The sequence below is a fragment of the Proteus vulgaris genome (assembly GCF_023100685.1).
GTDB lineage: Bacteria > Pseudomonadota > Gammaproteobacteria > Enterobacterales > Enterobacteriaceae > Proteus.
In genome coordinates this window covers 4003817-4022454 of record NZ_CP090064.1, presented here as the reverse complement: position 1 = coordinate 4022454, position 18638 = coordinate 4003817, and the positions used below count along the sequence as shown (strand labels likewise).

General features: G+C 42.4%; 13 protein-coding genes. 12 read left to right on the top strand and 1 reads right to left on the bottom strand.

The genetic code is table 11. From position 1 onward, the window contains the following. Positions 1-93: 93 nt before the first annotated feature. From rpsG to LW139_RS18965, 12 genes are all read left to right on the top strand, one after another. Complete coding sequence (gene rpsG, locus LW139_RS19020) at positions 94-564, top strand: 30S ribosomal protein S7 (protein ID WP_004246897.1); 471 nt, start codon at positions 94-96, stop codon at positions 562-564. An 82-nt stretch (positions 565-646) separates the two neighbouring features. Beyond that, positions 647-2761, top strand: a complete 2115-nt coding sequence (fusA, locus tag LW139_RS19015) for an elongation factor G (protein WP_166539078.1) — start codon at positions 647-649, stop codon at positions 2759-2761. A 68-nt stretch (positions 2762-2829) separates the two neighbouring features. Next, on the top strand, positions 2830-4014 hold the full coding sequence (gene tuf / locus LW139_RS19010) for an elongation factor Tu (RefSeq protein ID WP_088494064.1): 1185 nt from the start codon (positions 2830-2832) through the stop codon (positions 4012-4014). A 273-nt stretch (positions 4015-4287) separates the two neighbouring features. Then, positions 4288-4665, top strand: coding sequence for a preprotein translocase subunit SecE (gene secE, locus LW139_RS19005; protein WP_023583091.1), 378 nt, complete (start codon positions 4288-4290; stop codon positions 4663-4665). Positions 4666-4672: 7 nt separating this feature from the next. Beyond that, a complete protein-coding gene (nusG, locus tag LW139_RS19000) occupies positions 4673-5218 on the top strand; it encodes a transcription termination/antitermination protein NusG (protein ID WP_004246900.1) in 546 nt (181 codons plus the stop codon). Between the two features lie 146 nt (positions 5219-5364). Continuing rightward, on the top strand, positions 5365-5793 hold the full coding sequence (gene rplK / locus LW139_RS18995) for a 50S ribosomal protein L11 (protein WP_088494387.1): 429 nt from the start codon (positions 5365-5367) through the stop codon (positions 5791-5793). 4 nt (positions 5794-5797) lie between these two features. Further along, a complete protein-coding gene (gene rplA, locus LW139_RS18990) occupies positions 5798-6499 on the top strand; it encodes a 50S ribosomal protein L1 (protein WP_072064767.1) in 702 nt (233 codons plus the stop codon). Positions 6500-6825: 326 nt separating this feature from the next. After that, on the top strand, positions 6826-7323 hold the full coding sequence (gene rplJ / locus LW139_RS18985; RefSeq protein ID WP_088494388.1) for a 50S ribosomal protein L10: 498 nt from the start codon (positions 6826-6828) through the stop codon (positions 7321-7323). Between the two features lie 63 nt (positions 7324-7386). Further along, entirely contained in the window at positions 7387-7752 is a 366-nt protein-coding gene (gene rplL / locus LW139_RS18980; RefSeq protein WP_023583093.1) for a 50S ribosomal protein L7/L12, read from the top strand. 351 nt (positions 7753-8103) lie between these two features. Then, the gene (gene rpoB, locus LW139_RS18975) at positions 8104-12132 is read left to right on the top strand and encodes a DNA-directed RNA polymerase subunit beta (RefSeq protein WP_072071066.1); all 4029 of its coding nucleotides are present in this window, start codon (positions 8104-8106) and stop codon (positions 12130-12132) included. A gap of 122 nt (positions 12133-12254) precedes the next feature. Beyond that, positions 12255-16481, top strand: coding sequence for a DNA-directed RNA polymerase subunit beta' (gene rpoC, locus LW139_RS18970; protein ID WP_166539415.1), 4227 nt, complete (start codon positions 12255-12257; stop codon positions 16479-16481). An 80-nt stretch (positions 16482-16561) separates the two neighbouring features. Further along, positions 16562-17917 (top strand): polysaccharide deacetylase family protein, encoded by a 1356-nt coding sequence (locus LW139_RS18965; protein ID WP_247850389.1) that lies wholly within the window; start codon positions 16562-16564, stop codon positions 17915-17917. 446 nt (positions 17918-18363) lie between these two features. Here LW139_RS18965 and LW139_RS18960 read toward each other — a convergent pair whose 3' ends face one another. Next, entirely contained in the window at positions 18364-18618 is a 255-nt protein-coding gene (locus LW139_RS18960) for a colicin E3-like toxin immunity protein (protein WP_227336131.1), read from the bottom strand. Between the last annotated feature and the right edge of the window lie 20 nt (positions 18619-18638).

Genomic DNA, 18638 nt, shown 5'->3' with positions numbered 1-18638 from the left:
CTCCGTTAAGTAAGGCCAAACATTTTTTCACTATTAATGTCAAAATAAACTCATTGAGTTTTGGACAACCCTGAATTTAAACGGAGTATTTCCATGCCACGTCGTCGTGTAATTGGTCAACGTAAAATTCTGCCAGATCCTAAGTTCGGATCAGAACTGCTGGCCAAATTTGTAAACATTCTGATGGTAGACGGTAAAAAATCTACTGCAGAATCTATCGTATATAATGCGCTTGAGACCCTGGCTCAGCGTTCAGGCAAAACTGAACTGGAAGCGTTCGAAATCGCATTAGATAACGTACGTCCTACTGTGGAAGTTAAATCCCGCCGTGTTGGTGGTTCAACTTACCAAGTTCCAGTTGAAGTACGTCCAGTTCGTCGTAATGCATTAGCAATGCGTTGGATTGTTGAAGCTGCTCGTAAACGCGGTGATAAATCCATGGCTCTTCGCCTGGCAAATGAATTATCTGATGCGGCTGAAAACAAAGGCGCTGCTGTTAAGAAACGTGAAGACGTTCACCGTATGGCAGATGCAAACAAGGCGTTCGCACACTACCGTTGGTAATCCACGAAGTAGTTGTCGCAACTCTTTTCAGGACAGCTCTGCTGTCCTTTACCTGAATTGAACGCCCACGAGAGAGGAAAAAATGGCTCGTCAAACCCCCATAGCACGTTACCGTAATATCGGTATCAGTGCGCACATCGATGCCGGTAAAACCACTACAAGTGAACGTATTCTGTTTTATACCGGTGTAAACCATAAAATTGGTGAAACTCACGAAGGTTCAGCAACAATGGACTGGATGGAGCAGGAGCAGGAACGTGGTATTACTATCACATCCGCAGCAACTACTGCATTCTGGTCTGGTATGGCTAAACAGTTTGAGCCTCACCGTGTAAACATCATCGACACCCCAGGACACGTTGACTTCACAATCGAAGTAGAACGTTCTATGCGTGTTCTTGATGGCGCGGTTATGGTTTACTGTGCAGTTGGTGGTGTTCAGCCTCAGTCAGAAACAGTATGGCGCCAGGCTAACAAATATCATGTACCACGTATCGCGTTCGTTAACAAAATGGACCGTATGGGTGCAAACTTCCTGCGTGTTGTTGAACAAATCAAAACACGTCTGGCAGCAAACCCAGTTCCACTGCAAATTCCAGTAGGCGCTGAAGAACATTTCACCGGTGTTGTTGATTTAATTAAAATGAAATCAATCCGTTGGAATGAAGAAGACCAAGGTGTTACTTTCGAATACGAAGACATTCCTGCAAATCTGCAAGATTTAGCTGAAGAATGGCACAACAACCTAGTCGAATCAGCTGCTGAAGCATCAGAAGAACTGATGGACAAATATCTGGGCGGTGAAGAGCTGACAGAAGCAGAAATCAAAGCTGCTCTGCGTAAACGCGTTCTAGATAACGAAATTATCCTGGTTACCTGTGGTTCTGCATTTAAGAACAAAGGTGTTCAGGCAATGCTGGATGCGGTAATTGAATACCTGCCAGCGCCAACAGATGTCCCTGCTATCAACGGTATGTTACCAGATGGTAAAGATACTCCAGCAGAACGTCATTCAAGCGACGAAGAGCCATTCTCTGCACTGGCATTCAAAATCGCAACTGACCCATTTGTTGGTAACTTAACATTCTTCCGTGTGTACTCTGGTGTTGTAAACTCAGGTGACACAGTTCTGAACCCGGTTAAAGACAGAAAAGAACGTTTTGGCCGTATTGTTCAGATGCATGCTAACAAGCGTGAAGAAATTAAAGAAGTTCGTGCAGGCGACATCGCTGCTGCTATCGGTCTGAAAGACGTAACTACAGGTGATACTTTATGTGCAATTGATGCACCAATCATCTTAGAACGTATGGAATTCCCAGAGCCAGTAATTTCTGTTGCTATCGAACCTAAGACTAAAGTTGACCAAGAAAAAATGGGTATCGCTCTGAACCGTCTGGCTCAGGAAGATCCATCTTTCCGCGTATCAAGCGACGAAGAAACTGGTCAAACTATCATTGCTGGTATGGGTGAGCTGCACTTAGACGTGTTAGTTGACCGTATGCGTCGTGAATTTAAAGTTGAAGCGAACGTAGGTAAACCACAGGTTGCTTACCGTGAAACTATTCGTGATACAGTAACTGATATCGAAGGTAAGCACGCGAAACAATCTGGTGGTCGTGGTCAGTACGGTCATGTTGTTATCGACCTGTCTCCATTACCAGCAGGTGGTGAAGAGAACTACGTATTTATCAACGATATCGTTGGTGGTGTAATTCCTAAAGAATTCATCCCAGCTGTTGATAAAGGTATTCAAGAACAGCTGAAATCTGGTCCATTAGCAGGTTACCCTGTTGTGGATATTCAGGCTCGTTTACATTACGGTTCTTACCATGATGTTGACTCCTCAGAAATCGCGTTTAAAATTGCCGCATCAATGGCATTTAAAGACGGCTTCATGAAAGCTAAGCCAATTCTGCTTGAGCCAGTCATGAAAGTTGAGATTGAAACGCCAGAAGATTACATGGGCGACGTTATCGGTGACTTAAACCGTCGTCGTGGTATGGTTGAAGGTATGGACGATCTGCCTACCGGTAAGATCATCCGTGCTCAAGTACCACTGGCTGAAATGTTCGGTTATGCAACTGACCTGCGTTCACAAACTCAGGGTCGTGCTTCATACTCTATGGAGTTCTTGAAGTACAACGAAGCGCCTAGCAACGTCGCTCAGGCTATTATCGAAGCTCGTAAAGCGAAATAAGATCCTTTCGAGTTCAATTTAGTTTACGCTCCCTCTAATAAGAGGGAGCGATATTAAGGAATATAGTCGTGTCTAAAGAAAAATTTGAACGTTCCAAACCGCACGTTAACGTTGGTACTATCGGCCACGTTGACCACGGTAAAACAACTCTGACTGCTGCAATCACTACAGTTTTAGCTAAAACTTACGGTGGTGCTGCTCGTGCATTCGATCAAATCGATAACGCACCAGAAGAAAAAGCTCGTGGTATCACCATCTCTACTTCACACGTAGAATACGATACTCCAACTCGTCACTACGCACACGTAGACTGCCCAGGTCACGCCGACTATGTTAAAAACATGATCACTGGTGCTGCGCAAATGGACGGAGCTATCCTGGTAGTTGCTGCGACTGATGGCCCAATGCCACAAACTCGTGAGCACATCCTGTTAGGTCGTCAGGTTGGTGTTCCTTACATCATCGTATTCCTGAACAAATGTGACATGGTAGATGATGAAGAGTTACTGGAATTAGTAGAAATGGAAGTTCGTGAACTTCTGTCTCAATACGATTTCCCAGGTGACGACACTCCAGTAATCCGTGGTTCAGCGCTGAAAGCACTGGAAGGCGAAGCTGAGTGGGAAGCAAAAATTGTTGAATTAGCAGAAGCACTGGATTCATACATCCCAGAACCAGAGCGTGCAATTGACAAACCATTCCTGTTACCAATCGAAGACGTATTCTCAATCTCAGGCCGTGGTACAGTAGTAACGGGTCGTGTTGAGCGTGGTGTTGTTAAAGTTGGTGAAGAAGTTGAAATCGTTGGTATCAAACCAACAGTTAAAACAACTTGTACTGGCGTTGAAATGTTCCGTAAATTACTTGACGAAGGTCGTGCAGGTGAGAACGTAGGTGTTCTGCTGCGTGGTACTAAACGTGAAGAAATCGAACGTGGACAAGTACTGGCTAAACCAGGTTCAATCAAGCCACACACTAAATTCGAATCAGAAGTTTATATTCTGAGCAAAGATGAAGGTGGTCGTCATACTCCATTCTTCAAAGGCTACCGTCCACAGTTCTACTTCCGTACAACTGACGTAACTGGTACTATCGAATTACCAGAAGGCGTAGAAATGGTAATGCCAGGTGACAACATCAACATGATCGTTGAACTGATTCACCCAATCGCGATGGACGACGGTTTACGTTTCGCTATCCGTGAAGGTGGCCGTACAGTAGGTGCGGGCGTTGTTGCTAAAGTATTAGGTTAATTACTCGCGTAATTCTCCTAGAGAAGGGCATCAATTGATGCCCTTTTTATGCGTTGTTTGAAAAAGAACCTATCTCATCACTAGTTTGATGGAAATTATTGGTGAGATAGGCTCTGATACAACGAATCGAGTCCAGTATCTTGCAGATACGAATGTCATAGAGATATGACACTGTGTCAGATGCAATCATAGTTGATTTTATGGTTAGTCTGATTTGTTTTGCTCTTGCGAGGCAAGCTGGCTATTTATTTACATCATATGACAGGTTAATTTATGAGTGCGAATAGCGGAGCTCAAGATAGCAAACGCGGTGGTGATATCGCTAAGTGGATCATTACCGTTTTATTGCTGGCAGTAGCAGTGGGTGGCAACTATCTTTACCGTGAATTTAACCTAGCGTTACGAGCTTTAGCTGTTGTTGCTTTGTTCGTAGCAGCGGGTGGGATCGCGTTGTGGACAACACAAGGTAAAGCAACATTAGCATTTGCTCGCGAAGCGCGCATTGAAATGCGTAAAGTAGTATGGCCAACACGTCAAGAAACATTGCAAACAACCCTGATTGTTGCTGCAGTGACGGCTATTGTGTCATTAGTTCTTTGGGGACTGGATGGCATTCTGGTTCGTTTTGTTTCATTTATTACTGGCCTGTGAGGTGTTCATGACTGATTCTCCAAAAAAACGCTGGTATGTCATTCAGGCATTTTCGGGCTTTGAAGGCCGTGTTGCACAGTCTCTGCGTGAACATATCAAATTAAACGAAATGGAAGACTCATTCGGCGAAGTTATGGTTCCAACCGAAGAAGTGGTTGAGATCCGTAGCGGTCAACGTCGCAAAAGTGAGCGTAAATTTTTCCCAGGCTATGTTCTTGTCCAAATGGTCATGAATGATGCAACTTGGCACTTAGTACGTAATGTACCTCGTGTTATGGGATTCATTGGCGGAACGTCTGACAGACCTGCACCAATTAGCGATAAAGAAGTTGATGCGATTATGAATCGCTTACAACAAGTTGGTGATAAACCACGTCCTAAAACACTGTTTGAACCAGGTGAAATGGTTCGTGTTAGCGATGGTCCATTCGCTGACTTTAACGGTGTTGTTGAAGAAGTTGATTACGAAAAAAGCCGCTTAAAAGTCTCTGTATCAATCTTCGGTCGTGCAACACCAGTTGAGTTAGACTTTAGTCAGGTTGAAAAAGGTTAAACCTTTTTACGTTGCTTTCTTGCAAAAGGTGGAAAAGTTATCTACAATTTTCCACCTTTCGTTTTGAGTTGTTTTGCTATAAGGCAAAACAAAGTAAAATCGGGGAGCCCTAGCCGGGCGATATACCCAAATTGAGGAATTAATTAATGGCTAAGAAAGTCCAAGCCTATATCAAACTGCAAGTTTCTGCAGGTATGGCTAATCCAAGTCCACCAGTTGGTCCAGCTCTGGGTCAACAAGGTGTTAACATCATGGAATTCTGTAAAGCATTCAACGCTAAAACTGAAAGCGTAGAAAAAGGTTTACCAATTCCTGTTGTTATTACAGTTTATGCTGACCGTTCTTTCACTTTCGTTACCAAAACTCCTCCAGCAGCAGTTCTGCTGAAGAAAGCTGCGGGCGTGAAATCAGGTTCTGGCAAACCGAACAAAGAGAAAGTAGGTAAAATTACTTCTGCTCAAGTTCGTGAAATCGCAGAAACTAAAGCTGCGGACCTGACTGGTGCTGACGTTGAAGCTATGATGCGTTCAATCGAAGGTACTGCTCGTTCCATGGGCCTGGTAGTGGAGGATTAATCTGATGGCTAAACTAACCAAGCGCATGCGCAATATCCGTGAGAAAGTTGAAGTAACTAAACAGTACGAAATTACTGAAGCTGTTGCTTTACTGAAAGAACTGGCTACTGCTAAATTCGTTGAAAGCGTTGACGTTGCTGTTAACCTTGGCATCGATGCACGTAAATCAGATCAAAACGTTCGTGGTGCAACTGTACTTCCACACGGTACTGGCCGTTCAGTTCGCGTTGCTGTATTCGCACAAGGTGCAAATGCAGAAGCTGCTAAAGAAGCAGGCGCTGAATTAGTCGGTATGGACGACTTAGCTGCTAAAGTTAAAGCTGGCGAAATGGACTTCGACGTTGTTATCGCATCTCCAGATGCAATGCGCGTTGTAGGTCAATTAGGTCAAATCCTTGGCCCACGTGGCTTAATGCCAAACCCGAAAGTGGGTACTGTAACTCCTAACGTTGCTGAAGCAGTTAAAAATGCTAAAGCTGGTCAGGTTCGTTACCGTAACGACAAAAATGGTATTATCCATACCACTATCGGTAAAGTTGATTTCAACGAAGCTCAGTTGAAAGAAAACTTAGAAGCTCTGCTGGTTGCTCTGAAAAAAGCAAAACCATCAGCAGCGAAAGGCGTTTATATCAAGAAAGTAAGCCTGTCTACCACTATGGGTGCAGGTGTTGCTATTGATCAAGCTAGCTTGAGCGCGACAGTTTAATCTTAGATTAGACTAAAGTCATAAAAGACTTTACCTTGGCGTCAAATTTGTATAGAATTTGACGCCTTGAGTTTAGCTATGTGGTATTTTATTTAAGTCTGCATAACTAAATTCTCTGAATTTCGGTTGGAGTCTGGCCTATCCAGACCCCGTCCAAGACCGCAGGTGTAAGTAATTACTTAATTTTCCTGCGTAGACGGTGAGAGAGCCAATAAAGAATTATATATTCTGGATTCTACTCACCGTGTTTTAGCGCTTATACCATTGTGGTCATAAGTGATGTGAGTCCCGAGTTTTTACTCGGTTAATCCAGGAGCAAGAAGCTAATGGCACTAAATCTTCAAGACAAACAAGCGATTGTTGCTGAAGTCAGCGAAGTTGCCAAAGGTGCGCTTTCTGCAGTTGTTGCGGATTCCCGTGGCGTTACTGTAGCTAAAATGACCGAACTGCGTAAAGCATGTCGTGAAGCTGGCGTTACTGTACGTGTAGTACGTAACACACTTCTGCGTCGTGCTGTTGAAGGTACTTCTTATGAAGTACTGAAAGATGCATTTGTTGGTCCAACCTTGATTGCATTTTCTGCTGAACATCCGGGCGCTGCAGCTCGTCTGTTCAAAGAATTCGCGAAAGCGAACCCAGCATTCGAGATTAAAGCGGCTGCCTTTGAAGGTGAGTTTATCCCAGGTTCGAACATCGATCGTCTGGCTACACTCCCAACTTACGATGAAGCAATCGCACGCCTGATGGCAACCATGAAAGAAGCCTCTGCAGGCAAATTGGTTCGCACTCTGGCTGCTCTGCGCGATCAGAAAGAAGCTGCTTAATAGCCAATTTCTTCGTTGCTTTATTTACGTATAAACTTTTTCTGAATTTTAGGAACACTTGTTATGTCTATTTCTAAAGACGATATCTTAAACGCAGTTGCTGAAATGTCTGTAATGGACGTTGTTGAACTGATCTCTATGATGGAAGAAAAATTCGGTGTATCTGCTGCTGCAGCTGTTGCTGTTGCTGCGGGTCCAGCAGAAGCTGCTGAAGAGAAAACTGAATTTGACGTTATCCTGAAAGCTATCGGCGGTAACAAAGTAGCAGTAATCAAAGCAGTACGTGGCGCTACCGGTCTTGGCCTGAAAGAAGCTAAAGACTTAGTAGAATCTGCACCAGCAGCTCTGAAAGAAGGCGTAAGCAAAGATGATGCTGAAGCTCTGAAGAAAGCTCTGGAAGAAGCAGGCGCTGAGGTTGAAGTTAAATAATTTAACTTCCCAGAGTGCAGCCTAACGGCTGATGGCTGGTGATTTTTTGGTCACCAGCCTTTTTGCGCTGTAAGGTAAGAGTCACTTTTTCACACTTTTTTGGTGTCTCATTACTTCAATATTTTTTGCTATTGACGACTTAATATACTGTGTTAATCACTACGATCCACGTTCTCGAAAGCTCGGTAGTGAGCTCGACACAATGAAATGATTTAAGAGTAATAGCAATGAATATTCGGAAAATAGTTGTTTTCCTACCTACAAAAAAATAGTGTTAGCAGAATGTCGAGCCATCCTTAAAAAGTTAAGGACAGGCAGAGTGGGTCACTTTTCAGCGAGCTGAGGAACCCTATGGTTTACTCCTATACCGAGAAAAAACGTATTCGTAAGGATTTTGGTAAACGTCCACAAGTTCTGGATGTTCCCTATCTCCTTTCTATCCAACTTGACTCGTTCCAGAAGTTCATCGAGCAAGATCCTGATGGTCAAAACGGTCTGGAAGCAGCTTTCCGTTCCGTATTTCCTATCCAAAGCTACAGTGGTAATGCTGAATTACAATATGTCAGCTACCGCTTAGGCGAGCCTGTTTTTGATGTTAAAGAATGTCAGATCCGCGGTGTAACTTACTCAGCACCTCTGCGTGTAAAACTGCGTCTAGTCATTTATGAACGTGAAGCCCCAGAAGGCACCGTTAAAGACATCAAAGAACAAGAAGTCTATATGGGTGAAATCCCATTAATGACCGATAATGGTACTTTTGTTATCAATGGTACTGAGCGTGTTATCGTTTCCCAGTTACACCGTAGCCCTGGTGTGTTCTTTGATAGTGACAAAGGTAAAACACACTCTTCAGGTAAGGTACTGTATAACGCACGTATTATCCCTTATCGTGGCTCATGGTTAGACTTCGAATTCGACCCTAAAGATAACCTTTTTGTCCGTATTGACCGTCGCCGTAAATTACCTGCGACTATCATTTTACGCGCAATGAACTACAGCACTGAAGAAATCTTAGGATTATTCTTCGAAAAAACACTGTTTGAAATCAGCAACAACAAGCTGATGATGACATTAGTGCCTGAACGTCTGCGTGGTGAAACTGCTTCATTTGATATTGAAGCAAACGGCAAAGTGTATGTCGAAAAAGGCCGTCGTATTACCGCTCGCCATATTCGTCAATTAGAAAAAGAGCAAGTTGACCGCATTGAAGTACCTGTTGAATACATTGCAGGTAAAGTGGTTGCTCGTGACTATATTGATGAAGCGACAGGTGAACTGATTTGTGCTGCTAACATGGAAATCTCTTTAGATGTGTTAGCTCGCTTAAGTCAAGCTGGTCATAAAACAATTGAAACTCTGTTTACCAATGACTTAGATCATGGTGCTTATATTTCAGAAACTGTTCGCGTCGATCCTACAAACGATCGTTTAAGCGCGTTAGTCGAAATCTATCGCATGATGCGTCCTGGTGAACCACCTACACGCGAAGCTGCAGAAAACTTATTTGAGAACTTATTCTTCTCTGAAGATCGTTATGATCTTTCTGCTGTAGGTCGTATGAAGTTCAACCGTTCGTTAAGCCGTGACGAAGTTGAAGGTTCTGGCATCCTGAGCCAAGAAGATATCATTGAAGTAATGAAAAAACTGATTGATATCCGTAATGGTAAAGGTGAAGTGGATGATATCGACCACTTAGGTAACCGTCGTATTCGTTCTGTTGGCGAAATGGCTGAAAACCAATTCCGTGTTGGTCTGGTGCGTGTTGAACGTGCAGTTAAAGAGCGTCTGTCTTTAGGCGATCTTGATGCATTAATGCCACAAGATATGATCAACGCAAAACCGATTTCTGCTGCTGTCAAAGAATTCTTTGGCTCTAGCCAGTTATCACAGTTTATGGATCAGAATAACCCGCTATCAGAAATTACGCACAAACGTCGTATTTCTGCATTAGGCCCAGGTGGTTTGACCCGTGAACGTGCAGGCTTTGAAGTTCGAGACGTACACCCAACTCACTACGGTCGTGTGTGCCCAATCGAAACGCCTGAAGGTCCAAACATCGGTCTTATCAACTCATTATCTGTTTATGCACAGACTAACGAGTACGGTTTCCTTGAAACGCCTTACCGTGTTGTTGAAAACAACGCTGTAACAGATGAAATTCACTATCTGTCTGCAATCGAAGAAGGTAACTTCATCATTGCTCAGGCTAACTCCGTATTAGACGATGACAATCACTTCGTTGAAGAATTAGTTACTTGCCGTCATAAAGGTGAGTCAAGCTTATTTAGTCGTGACCAAGTTCAGTACATGGACGTTTCAACCCAACAGGTTGTTTCTGTCGGTGCTTCACTGATCCCATTCCTTGAACACGATGACGCCAACCGTGCATTGATGGGTGCGAACATGCAACGTCAGGCTGTTCCTACACTTCGTGGTGATAAACCACTAGTAGGTACAGGTATGGAACGTGCTGTAGCGGTTGACTCCGGTGTTACTGCGGTTGCTAAACGTGGCGGTGTTGTTCAGTATGTTGATGCTTCTCGTATCGTTATCAAAGTTAACGAAGAAGAAACTTACGCTGGTGAAGCGGGCATCGATATCTACAGCTTGACTAAATACACCCGTTCTAACCAGAACACATGTATTAACCAAACTCCTTGCGTATCTTTAGGTGAACCTGTTGATCGCGGTGACGTGTTAGCTGATGGTCCTTCAACAGACCTTGGTGAGTTAGCATTAGGTCAAAACATGCGCGTGGCATTTATGCCATGGAATGGTTATAACTACGAGGACTCCATCCTTGTATCTGAGCGTGTTGTTCAAGAAGACCGTTTCACTACTATCCACATTCAAGAACTCGCTTGTGTCTCTCGTGATACTAAGTTAGGGCCTGAAGAGATCACTGCTGATATCCCGAACGTCGGTGAAGCAGCGTTATCTAAACTGGATGAATCAGGTATCGTTTATATCGGTGCTGAAGTGAAAGGTGGTGACATTCTGGTTGGTAAAGTAACACCTAAAGGTGAAACTCAACTGACTCCAGAAGAGAAACTGCTACGTGCTATCTTCGGTGAAAAAGCGTCTGATGTTAAAGATTCTTCTCTACGTGTTCCTAATGGTGTGTCTGGTACAGTTATCGACGTACAAGTCTTCACCCGTGATGGCGTAGAAAAAGATAAACGTGCATTAGAAATCGAAGAATCACAGTTACGTGAAGTTAAGAAAGACTTAACTGAAGAACTGCGTATCTTTGAAGCTGGTCTATTCGCTCGTATCCGTGGTGTTCTGATTGCTGGCGGTATTGAAGCTGAGAAATTAGATAAATTACCTCGTGAACGTTGGTTAGAGCTGGGTATTGCGGATGAAGAGAAGCAAAACCAGTTAGAACAATTAGCTGAACAGTATGATGAACTGAAAGCTGAGTTCGCGAAAAAACTGGAAGCCAAACGTCGTAAAATCACTCAAGGCGATGATTTAGCACCAGGCGTGCTGAAAATCGTTAAGGTTTACCTGGCAGTTAAACGTCAGATCCAACCTGGTGATAAGATGGCGGGTCGTCATGGTAACAAGGGTGTTATCTCTAAGATTAACCCAATTGAAGACATGCCATACGATGAAAACGGTAATCCAGTAGACCTCGTACTGAACCCACTAGGTGTACCATCACGTATGAACATCGGTCAGATCCTTGAAACTCACTTGGGTATGGCTGCTAAAGGTATCGGTGATAAGATCAACGCGATGCTGAAACAGCAACAAGAAGTTGCTAAGTTACGTGAATTTATCCAGAAAGCTTACGATCTGGGTATGGCACCTCGTCAGAAAGTTGATCTGGACACCTTCAGCGATGAAGAAGTGTTACGTCTGGCTGAAAACCTGAAAAAAGGTATGCCAACCGCAACACCAGTGTTCGATGGTGCAGAAGAAATGGAAATTAAAGAGATGCTGAAATTAGCTGATCTTCCAACTTCTGGTCAGATTACACTTTTCGATGGTCGTACAGGTGAACAATTTGAGCGTCCAGTAACTGTTGGTTACATGTACATGCTGAAACTGAACCACTTAGTTGATGATAAGATGCACGCCCGTTCTACCGGTTCGTACAGCTTAGTTACTCAGCAACCTCTTGGTGGTAAAGCGCAGTTTGGTGGACAGCGTTTCGGGGAGATGGAAGTGTGGGCACTGGAAGCATACGGTGCAGCTTATACTCTCCAAGAAATGCTTACTGTTAAGTCGGATGACGTTAACGGTCGTACCAAAATGTACAAAAACATCGTTGATGGTAACCATCAGATGGAACCAGGTATGCCAGAGTCGTTCAACGTATTGTTGAAAGAGATCCGTTCACTGGGTATCAACATCGAATTGGAAGACGAATAACGTATTCCATATAGACAGACTGCTAGAAATGGCAGTCTGTCAAACAGTGACTACACTGGTTTAAAGGGGTGAATGACAGGGGTCATTTGCCTGGCAGGTCTAACTCCGACAGGAGCCATTTCGTGAAAGACTTATTAAAGTTTCTGAAAGCGCAAACCAAGACCGAAGAGTTTGATGCGATCAAAATTGCTCTGGCATCACCTGATATGATCCGTTCATGGTCATTTGGTGAAGTTAAAAAGCCAGAAACAATTAACTACCGTACGTTCAAACCAGAACGTGACGGTCTTTTCTGTGCCCGTATTTTCGGACCAGTAAAAGATTACGAATGTTTGTGTGGTAAATACAAACGTTTAAAACACCGTGGTGTTATCTGTGAGAAGTGTGGCGTTGAAGTTACACAAACTAAAGTTCGTCGTGAACGTATGGGTCACATCGAATTAGCTTCTCCAGTTGCTCACATTTGGTTCTTGAAATCACTGCCGTCCCGTATCGGTCTGCTGCTGGATATGCCACTGCGCGATATTGAACGTGTACTGTATTTTGAATCTTACGTTGTTGTTGAAGGCGGGATGACCAGCCTTGAGCGCGGGCAAATCTTAACAGAAGAGCAATATCTTGATGCATTAGAAGAGTTCGGTGACGAATTTGATGCGAAGATGGGTGCAGAAGCTGTTCAGAACCTGTTACAGAGCATGGATCTGGAACAAGAGTGTGAAACGCTGCGCGAAGAGTTAAATGAAACTAACTCTGAAACCAAACGTAAGAAACTGACTAAACGTATCAAGTTACTTGAAGCATTCATGCAATCAGGCAATAAACCTGAGTGGATGATCTTAACTGTACTGCCTGTGTTACCACCAGACTTACGTCCACTGGTTCCACTTGATGGCGGTCGTTTTGCGACATCTGACCTGAACGATTTATATCGTCGTGTGATCAACCGTAACAACCGTTTAAAACGCCTGCTCGATTTAGCAGCTCCAGACATTATCGTACGTAACGAAAAACGTATGTTACAAGAGTCTGTGGATGCGTTATTAGATAACGGTCGTCGTGGTCGTGCGATTACAGGTTCTAACAAACGTCCTCTGAAATCTTTGGCTGATATGATCAAAGGTAAACAAGGTCGTTTCCGTCAAAACCTGTTAGGTAAACGTGTTGACTATTCTGGTCGTTCTGTAATCACCGTTGGTCCATACTTGCGTCTGCATCAGTGTGGTCTACCGAAGAAAATGGCTCTTGAGTTATTCAAACCATTTATTTACGGAAAACTGGAAACCCGTGGTTTAGCGACAACAATCAAAGCCGCTAAAAAAATGGTTGAGCGCGAAGAAGCGGTTGTTTGGGATATCTTAGATGAAGTTATCCGCGAACACCCAGTAATGCTAAACCGTGCACCAACACTTCACCGTTTAGGTATTCAGGCATTTGAACCAATCCTTATCGAAGGTAAAGCTATTCAGTTACACCCACTCGTTTGTGCGGCATACAACGCCGACTTCGATGGTGACCAAATGGCGGTTCACGTACCATTGACATTAGAAGCACAGTTAGAAGCTCGTGCGCTGATGATGTCAACAAATAACATCCTGTCTCCAGCAAGTGGTGACCCAATCATCGTTCCTTCACAGGACGTTGTATTAGGTCTTTACTACATGACTCGTGACTGCATCAATGCCAAAGGTGAAGGCATGGTGCTAAGTGGTCCTAAAGAAGCTGAACGCGTTTATCGCGCTGGTTTAGCCTCTTTACACGCACGCGTTAAAGTACGTATCACTGAAGAGATCAAAGATGGCGAAGGTAATATCACTACTGAAACTAGCTTAAAAGACACAACTGTCGGCCGAGCTATTTTATGGATGATCGTACCAAGAGGCCTACCTTACGCGCTGGTTAACCAACCATTAGGTAAAAAAGCAATTTCTAAAATGCTCAATACCTGTTATCGCGTATTAGGTTTGAAACCGACCGTTATTTTTGCTGACCAAATCATGTATACCGGTTTTGCTTACGCAGCACGTTCAGGTGCTTCAGTAGGTATCGATGACATGGTTATCCCTGCTAAAAAAGCAGAGATCATTGCAGAAGCAGAAGCAGAAGTTGCAGAAATTCAGGAACAGTTCCAATCCGGTCTGGTAACAGCGGGCGAACGTTATAACAAAGTTATCGATATTTGGGCTGCGGCGAATGAGCGCGTAGCAAAAGCGATGATGGAAAACCTGTCTACTGAAACCGTTATTAACCGTAATGGTGAAGAAGAACAACAAGTATCTTTCAACAGCATCTTTATGATGGCTGACTCCGGTGCTCGTGGTTCTGCAGCTCAGATCCGTCAGTTAGCAGGTATGCGTGGTCTGATGGCTAAGCCAGATGGCTCAATCATCGAGACACCAATCACAGCGAACTTCCGTGAAGGTCTGAACGTACTCCAGTACTTCATCTCAACCCACGGTGCTCGTAAAGGTCTTGCGGATACCGCACTGAAAACAGCAAACTCCGGTTACTTGACTCGTCGTTTAGTTGACGTTGCACAAGACTTAGTCGTAACAGAAGACGACTGTGGTACAACCGAAGGTGTTATGATGACTCCGGTTATCGAAGGTGGTGATGTTAAAGAGCCACTGCGTGAACGTGTATTAGGTCGTGTGGCTGCGGAAGATATTCTGAAACCAGGTACTGCCGATATTCTTGTTCCACGTAACACCCTGTTAAACGAAAAACTGTGTGACCTGTTAGAAGAAAACTCAGTTGACAGCGTGAAAGTACGTTCAGTTGTAACCTGTAACACAGACTTCGGTGTATGTGCTAAATGTTATGGTCGTGACCTTGCTCGTGGTCATATCATCAACAAAGGTGAAGCTATCGGTGTTATCGCGGCACAGTCAATCGGTGAACCAGGTACACAGTTAACGATGCGTACGTTCCACATCGGTGGTGCGGCATCTCGTGCGGCAGCAGAATCTAGCATTCAAGTACGTAATAAAGGTACTCTGAAGCTGTTCAATGCGAAATTCATTACCAATACTGCAGGTAAATTAGTTATCACTTCTCGTAACACTGAATTACGTTTAATTGACGAATTCGGTCGTACGAAAGAAAGCTACAAAGTGCCTTACGGTGCTCAATTAGCGAAAGGTGATGGCGAAGCGGTTAACGGTGGCGAAACTGTTGCTAACTGGGATCCACATACAATGCCAGTTGTGAGTGAAGTATCTGGTATCATTCGTTTTGCTGACATGGTTGATGGTCAAACTATCACACGTCAAACAGATGAATTAACAGGTCTTTCTTCACTGGTTGTTCTGGATTCAGCAGAGCGTACAGGTAGCGGTAAAGATTTACGTCCAGCATTGCGCATCACTGATGCACAAGGCAAAGATGTATTGATCCCGAATACTGATATGCCAGCACAGTACTTCCTGCCAGGTAAAGCAATTGTTCAGTTAGACGATGGCATTACAATTAACGCAGGTGACACTTTAGCGCGTATTCCACAAGAATCTGGCGGTACTAAAGATATCACCGGTGGTCTGCCACGTGTTGCTGACCTGTTTGAAGCTCGTCGTCCGAAAGAGCCTGCAATCCTTGCTGAAATCAGCGGTATTGTATCGTTCGGTAAAGAGACTAAAGGTAAACGTCGTCTAGTTATTTCTCCATTAGACGGTAGCGATGCATACGAAGAGATGATCCCTAAATGGCGTCAGCTTAACGTATTCGAGGGTGAGGTTGTGGAACGCGGTGATGTTATCTCCGATGGTCCAGAGTCACCACACGACATTCTGCGCTTACGTGGTGTTCACGCGGTTACTCGCTATATCACTAACGAAGTACAGGAAGTTTACCGTTTACAAGGCGTTAAGATTAACGATAAACACATCGAAGTTATCGTTCGTCAGATGCTACGTAAAGTCACCATTGCGAACGCAGGAAGCTCTGAGTTCCTCGAAGGTGAACAGGTTGAATACGCTCGCGTTAAAGTATCAAACCGTGTTCTGGAAGATGATGGTAAAGTACCAGCAACGTATGCTCGTGACCTGTTAGGTATCACGAAAGCATCTCTGGCAACTGAATCCTTCATCTCTGCTGCATCGTTCCAAGAAACAACTCGTGTTCTGACGGAAGCTGCGGTAGCGGGTAAACGTGATGAATTACGTGGCTTGAAAGAAAACGTTATTGTTGGTCGCTTGATCCCAGCTGGTACTGGATATGCGTATCACCAAGATCGTATGAAGCGTCGTCAATCACAACTGCCGACAGATGAAACTGAAACAACAATCAGTGCTGATGAAGCATCTGCTAACTTAGCAGAATTACTGAATGCTGGTTTTGGTGGATTAAAAGACTAAAATCTAATTTAGATTAGATTGAAATGCCCTCCATTGTGAGGGCATTTTTTGTTTCTGTTCTACAATAAGTAGGCGAAATGATGAGAATAATAACTAACGGATTGATTATCCTATTTTTTATTTTTACTGGTCTTGCTTTTGCAACCCCTTTAGAAAGGGAAATACCAACAGAAACACAATGGGATTTAGAAACTCCGACCACAACATTGATGCAGGTTCGTCAGCAAAAAACCTTATATGCTTTTATTGGTAATAAATTAAGACCTGTTGCTGAGCTATATCCTAATCAGGGATTTTATGTTTCAGATGCGATAAATAATTACCATAAAATACAATTTGGAAATGCCCAAGGTTATTTGGAAGCTGGTTATTTAGAAGATGGTTATTTTGAAGATATTGCTTCTATTTCGGCTGATAAGAAAATACGTTTCTTATTAGATAGCACGAAGAAAACCGATTACCCTATCTATGAATATCTGATCACAACAAAAAATACCCCCATCTATAGTGATAAAGATATTGCTAGCCCACAAATAGCGACACTCTTATCCAATTTACGTTATCCCGTGCTATCACGCACAATTAAAGAAGATACTAATGGAAGTGAAATCAATTGGTTTGAGGTCTCTTTAGGTGACCGTTTAGGTTATATTTCATCAAAGGATGTAAAACCTGATTTAGGGATACCGATACTTACTTATCACCATATTCTCAAAGTAACGGAAAATCATAATTTTCGTCATACATCAACAACAACATCATTAACTGCCTTTACAGAGCAGATGAATTATTTAAAAGAAGCCGGATATGAAACGCTTTCACTAAATCAAGTTGCAGGCTATCTAAATAAAAGTATTAATTTGCCGGGACGAGCTGTCGCGTTAACATTTGATGATGGTTTACAATCTGTTTATCGCTATGCCTATCCACTTTTAAAAGAAAATGGCCAGAGAGCAACATTATTTGTTATTTCATCACGTATAAAATCTAAAACGCCCAAATGGGCACCTAATTCATTACAGTTTATGAGTTGGCAGGCACTGAAATCAAGTCGAGATGTTTTTGATATTCAGTCACATTCTCATTTTTTACATCGTTTAGATAATAATAAAAAACCCATTATATTTAGTCGCCAATCTCATAGTATCGTATTAGATTTACAGCGCTCCCAGCGTGTTTTACGATTATTAAACCCACATCAATACGCTTTTGCATATCCTTTTGGTGGTTATAACCAAAGAGCAATTAATGCAACTAAAGCATCAGGAATGACATTGGCAGTGACGACACGACAAGGAAAAGTACGTTTAGGTGATCCCCCTTATGCTTTAAAGCGGCTATATGCGTTGAGTACAGATCCTATTGAGAAATTTGCGAGGATGGTGGGTAATGATGAATATGAAGTGGTGAATGAGAATATTGTTGTTGATAAATAATTAAAAAGAAAATTTATAATATTAAAAAATACCTTTGATATTTATTGAAGGTATTTTTTATTTCTCTATTACGTATTCAGTTAAGATCAATAAATAACTTATATTTTTCAGATAATTATGATGATTTTTTAGTGATAAAAATTCATTTTTTTCTGTAAGCTGGCAATCCAAATTTAGCATGGAAGTGCAATTAGAATTGGCACAAAAATTATTAAAAAAGAACTTTGATCTTCCTTTTATCGAACGAATGACTGGTTTAAGTGTACACGAAATTAAATTATTAGTGATAGTATAGTAAATATAATCAATAACTTTTATTAATTAATAAAATACCAATAATTTATTAGAATAATTTTTTATTTTATCTCTTTATGTGTTTATTATAAATAGAATACTCCTTTCTATCATTTAAGAGGAGTATTCATATTTTATAACAGAGTGATTAATTACCATTTATCTCGATATTCAAATGCAACTTGATAATCATATTTATCTAATTCTATTTTATGATTTATGTGTTTTTGAAGAGAAGGAGCCCAATCTGAAATAACATCAAATCCACCATTATTTATAATGTTTATATCAGGATTAATAGTTTCTTCAATAATAGTATCGTCATCACCTAAATCAACTGAATATTCATTTCCAATAAAATCTTCATTTTTTTTATCAAACCATTGTAAATATACTTTTAATCCCATAATTTTATTTCCCTTATAGG